General features: G+C 31.7%; 6 protein-coding genes. 3 read left to right on the top strand and 3 right to left on the bottom strand.

What is annotated here, in order from left to right:
• The first annotated feature begins 242 nt into the window (after positions 1-242).
• Both FTV43_RS14575 and FTV43_RS14580 read left to right on the top strand, forming a co-directional pair.
• A complete protein-coding gene (locus FTV43_RS14575) occupies positions 243-656 on the top strand; it encodes a relaxosome component (protein ID WP_008917002.1) in 414 nt (137 codons plus the stop codon).
• Positions 631-2043, top strand: a complete 1413-nt coding sequence (locus FTV43_RS14580; protein WP_179991740.1) for a hypothetical protein — start codon at positions 631-633, stop codon at positions 2041-2043. The genes FTV43_RS14575 and FTV43_RS14580 overlap by 26 nt, the downstream gene beginning before the upstream one ends.
• Positions 2044-2112: 69 nt before the next feature.
• Here FTV43_RS14580 and FTV43_RS14585 read toward each other — a convergent pair whose 3' ends face one another.
• The 3 genes from FTV43_RS14585 to FTV43_RS14595 form a co-directional block, all read right to left on the bottom strand.
• Complete coding sequence (locus FTV43_RS14585; RefSeq protein WP_008917004.1) at positions 2113-2373, bottom strand: helix-turn-helix domain-containing protein; 261 nt, start codon at positions 2371-2373, stop codon at positions 2113-2115.
• A complete protein-coding gene (locus tag FTV43_RS14590; protein WP_179991741.1) occupies positions 2370-3230 on the bottom strand; it encodes a replication initiation protein in 861 nt (286 codons plus the stop codon). Before FTV43_RS14590 ends, FTV43_RS14585 begins: the two co-directional genes overlap by 4 nt.
• A gap of 227 nt (positions 3231-3457) precedes the next feature.
• Positions 3458-3775, bottom strand: a complete 318-nt coding sequence (locus FTV43_RS14595; protein ID WP_179991742.1) for a hypothetical protein — start codon at positions 3773-3775, stop codon at positions 3458-3460.
• Between the two features lie 26 nt (positions 3776-3801).
• On the opposite strand from FTV43_RS14595, the gene FTV43_RS14600 reads away from it, so the two are divergent.
• On the top strand, positions 3802-4114 hold a 313-nt coding region (locus tag FTV43_RS14600; RefSeq protein ID WP_179995768.1), incomplete at its 3' end, for a hypothetical protein.

A 4114-nucleotide genomic window follows, 5' to 3' on the forward strand; every position in this document is an offset into this window, starting at 1 on the left:
AGTTGTCTATGGATTATAATTAAGTGCGTAGCAGTGAGTGGAGCGAACTAGAAGAAAAAAGACCTCAAGATCGGTTTTGATTTTGGGGTTTATGTATTGACAATAAAGCAAAATATCTTATTTCTTAAGTAAGGGATACCTTAGATAGCAAGTTAGCGCAATACTTCGTATTACGTTACTTGTGAGGGGCTTCGCCCCTTCAATCCCCTGAAGGTCAAAACATAAAACACAAGGAAAAAAACATGGCAAATTTGAGCAATTTAAAAATTCTCATTGAAGATAAAAAAACATATAAAGATCGCTATCAACGTAAAAATTTTATTTCTTTATGTTTAAGTGACGAAGAATTAACAGAAGTTGAATTGTTAGCTGAAAAATTAGATTTAAAAAGAGCAGCAGCTATAAGAGCGTTACTTTTAAATAAATCTGCAATATTAAAAAATAAAATAAAAAATAACGGAAATAAAGAATATCTATTTCTATTAAATAATATATCTAATAACATTAATCAAATCGCTAAAAAAATTAATGCTAATATTGATTTTTTTATTAACAGCGCCAACGGTGAGCAATTCGCTTATTTGTTTGAAGAACTAACAGAGGATATAGAAAAAATAAAAGAGGTTTATAATGATACACAAACAGATAGGAGGTAAAAACAAACAGAGAAACGTTAAAAACTCATTATCTTATTTATTGCGTAAAGACAAAATAGAAGAACAACAATATATAAAAGTTTTATCTACAACAACAGAGAAAGATATTTTAAACTTTAACGAATATATTCAATCAAAAAACTTCTCTCACCCATACACAGCGGGCGTTCTTTCGTTTGAAGAAAAAGACATCGACGAAGATTTAAAAAATAAAATCATGTCAGAATTTGAAGAAATGATGTTCGCAGAAATCGCACCTGAGAACCGTCCCCCGGTCCTTTGGGTGCAGCATCAAGATAAAGGGCGACTAGAACTTAATTATCTTACATTCAACGCATTAGCAGATAAAAGAGCATACAAAACATACTATCACTATGCAGATAAAAAACTATTTAACGCATTTTGTGAAGTTGTTAATTATGAGAATAATATTAGCTCAGTTATAGACGTAGAAAATCACAAAGAAAGAAATAAGCTAATTAATACTTTAAATAATAAAATACCAAAACACAAAAAAGATATAGTAAATAAATTACAGGAAGAAATAATAGCGAAAATATCAATCGAAGAAATAAACAACAGAAAAGAATTAATTGATTTTTTAACTAAAGAGAAAAATATAATTATAAATCGTACAGGTGATAATTATATATCTATTAAATTTAGCGAAGAAGATAAGCCTGTAAGGTTAAAAGGAGATATCTATGAACAGAGCAGAGATTACAAAACTTATAACGAAGAATCAAGAATCGATCACAGAGCAGATCGAGAGTACGTTAAAAACGCACTCAGAGAGCACACGAGCGTTTTTGACGCAGAGCTTAGCAAAAGAACAAGTAGAAATAAAAAACGCTTTAAAAGAACACAGAACGAAAATAAGAATAGCAATGAACAAAACAATAAGAGAACAAATGACATTCAGGATGTTAGATCTGAAATATCAAGTAATAATAATAGCCTTATTAGGAATGAATTTATTTTTCTTAATTTTAATAATGATTTTAATAAAGAGAATTTAAACAATGAGCAGAATAATAGAAGCGATAAAACAGAAGAAAGAACAAGAGAACAAAGAATTAGAAGCATTGGAAGCGAAATTGAAAACATTAATCAAGAACAACAATCTATTTATTCGAAATTCGAAGATAGAAGTAGAGAACAACAATATATTAATGAGAAATCTAAAAGAATTAGAAGAAGAATTAGACTATCAAACAGATATGTTGACAGATTTTTTAGATTATTTTTTGACAATATCGAGCGATTTAAACGAACTCAAGAACTCAAAAAAAGCATCACTCAAAAAGTCTCAAAATTCTTTAAAAAACAAGAAGAAACGCAAGGGCAACAAAACAAAATTGAAAGACGACGAAGATTTAAAATCTGATATTCAAGACATGAAAAAAACGCTTAGTTTTTTATTTAGTTATTATAAGAACCACATAACAAAAGAGAGCTAAACGCTCTCTTTTAGATCTTGTTGCTTGTATCGCTTCGCTAGAGACGTTACAGCGTTATAAGAGCATTGCATAGCTTCCGCTACCTCTTTCCAACTCAGCCCCTTCTCTCGTAGCTCATACGCTGTTTTGCGACGATTTAATGCCTCTTTCTCGTAATCTTCTCTGTCTATAGCAGTGTATTTTATTACTGTTGTTATTGAGACATTAAATTTTTTTGCTAACTCTTTTTGTGTTAATCCGTCTCTGTTTACTCTCATTTTTTACCTCCTAAAAAATCAAGCATATTCAATATTTCGCTTTGTTTTTTATAGTTATTTTTTTTCTTTCCTAGATTCTTTTTTCCCCTTGCGCTTTGTATCTCTGAAAACTTAGCAACGTCAAAATTTTTCCATGTCCATTTGCCTATACTTCGGGCTGTCGCTTTTATTTCATTGAATGGCAAAGGGTTTTGCTGATTACAAACAGCGTTGAGGTTGATCGCTTGTCTCTCAACTTCTTTCATCCATTGTTCAAATGATGATGAAGATTTAAACCCTAAAACTCGTTTATAAGACCAAGCTCGCAGATCATCAAAAAGGTTAACATTGCGACCTAATCCGTAATTTTCAGCTTTAACGCTTTTAGGTTGATTTAAATCGACAAAATCAGCGAGATAATCGAGATCATACAATTCAGCACCAGACCACCAAGGCGACCAATGACTATTTAACGGGTTTTTAGTAATAAGCCCTACATAGTTAGGGTCTGAACCTAATCTGTTTGCTATGCTGTTTTCTACTGCGGAGGCATAGCGTAACGGTTTTAATTTTGCTTGTTGTGTTTTACAAACCCCGTTCTTCAAAATATAACCATAATGACACCTGCCAGATTTGGGGCTTTTCGTTATAAAGTGAGGAACAGGCAAGTTAACTTCTTCAAATTTATAAAAACAATTTTCTTCATCTAGATCGAATAGCAAGCAAGTTTGTATAGCTGGTTGATTAGCTTGTATGTAAAGCATTTCTAGCGCTTTTTCTTTTTTTCTAATTCTTAACCCATTACTTAAATCGTCAGAACAGTAGGGCTTCATTGGCATTTGACTTATAAAATTTTGTCTATTATCGTTGTTAAACATAAAGCAGTCCTTTTTCTCTGAAACCCTGTTGCTACGGTCGCCAAACTCAAAGCAATAGGGTTTCTGTTTTCTTATGTTTTAATACATCAAAAAAGTTTGTCAAGTGATTGCCTTAACCATATCAGATAACAGCCCCAAAGGGGTGGTTTTTTGGGCGTTAGCAAAGCAAACCTTTTTGAACGCTTCAAACTAACAAAAACAAGTTTTGTCAGCTCTCAGCGTTGAGCTTAATAGCTATCTTTCAAATCCTCGTCTTTAAAGTATTCGATAGCTTTAAGTATTTTCTCAAGGTCTACTTTATTTTTTTTATCTAATCCATCTTTTAATAATCCAGCCAGAATTGAGTTCTTTATTTCTGCTGTTACAACCATAGGGGCTAAAACAGATCTAGACTTTGGGTAGTCCTCCCAATGAAGACCTAGGCATTTTCTTGATTCTTCTTCGTTATTTAAGTGGTTATACTTACCGTATATCACGTAAAATCTTTTCTTTTCATCATAATGTGCAATGTTATATTCTTTCCAGTATGAAATGATCTTATCCATTATTTATTCCTTTTTTGAGGTTTGTTATGCCTAAAAATCACCTTATTTTTTCTACAATTACTCTAATAACAATCTGTTATCCAATCATATCATTAGCTAATGATATTCCGATTGAGTGTAAATCAGTAGAAGCTAACGCGTTAGTAAATCAAGCTTATAAATCACAATATGATAAGGCTTTTGTTGCTAAGCAACGGTTAGATCCAAATGAACCAGCGTCGTTAGTTTATGAAAAATTGACTGATTATGATTATAAAAATGGAGACTTCAAAGACATAATTATTCCATTGGATATATCGTTGACCCAAAATGCAGATACTCAATTGTTGGCTGTTCGAG

Origin of the sequence: Acinetobacter sp. YH16053 (assembly GCF_013417035.1) — a bacterium.
GTDB lineage: Bacteria > Pseudomonadota > Gammaproteobacteria > Pseudomonadales > Moraxellaceae > Acinetobacter > Acinetobacter towneri.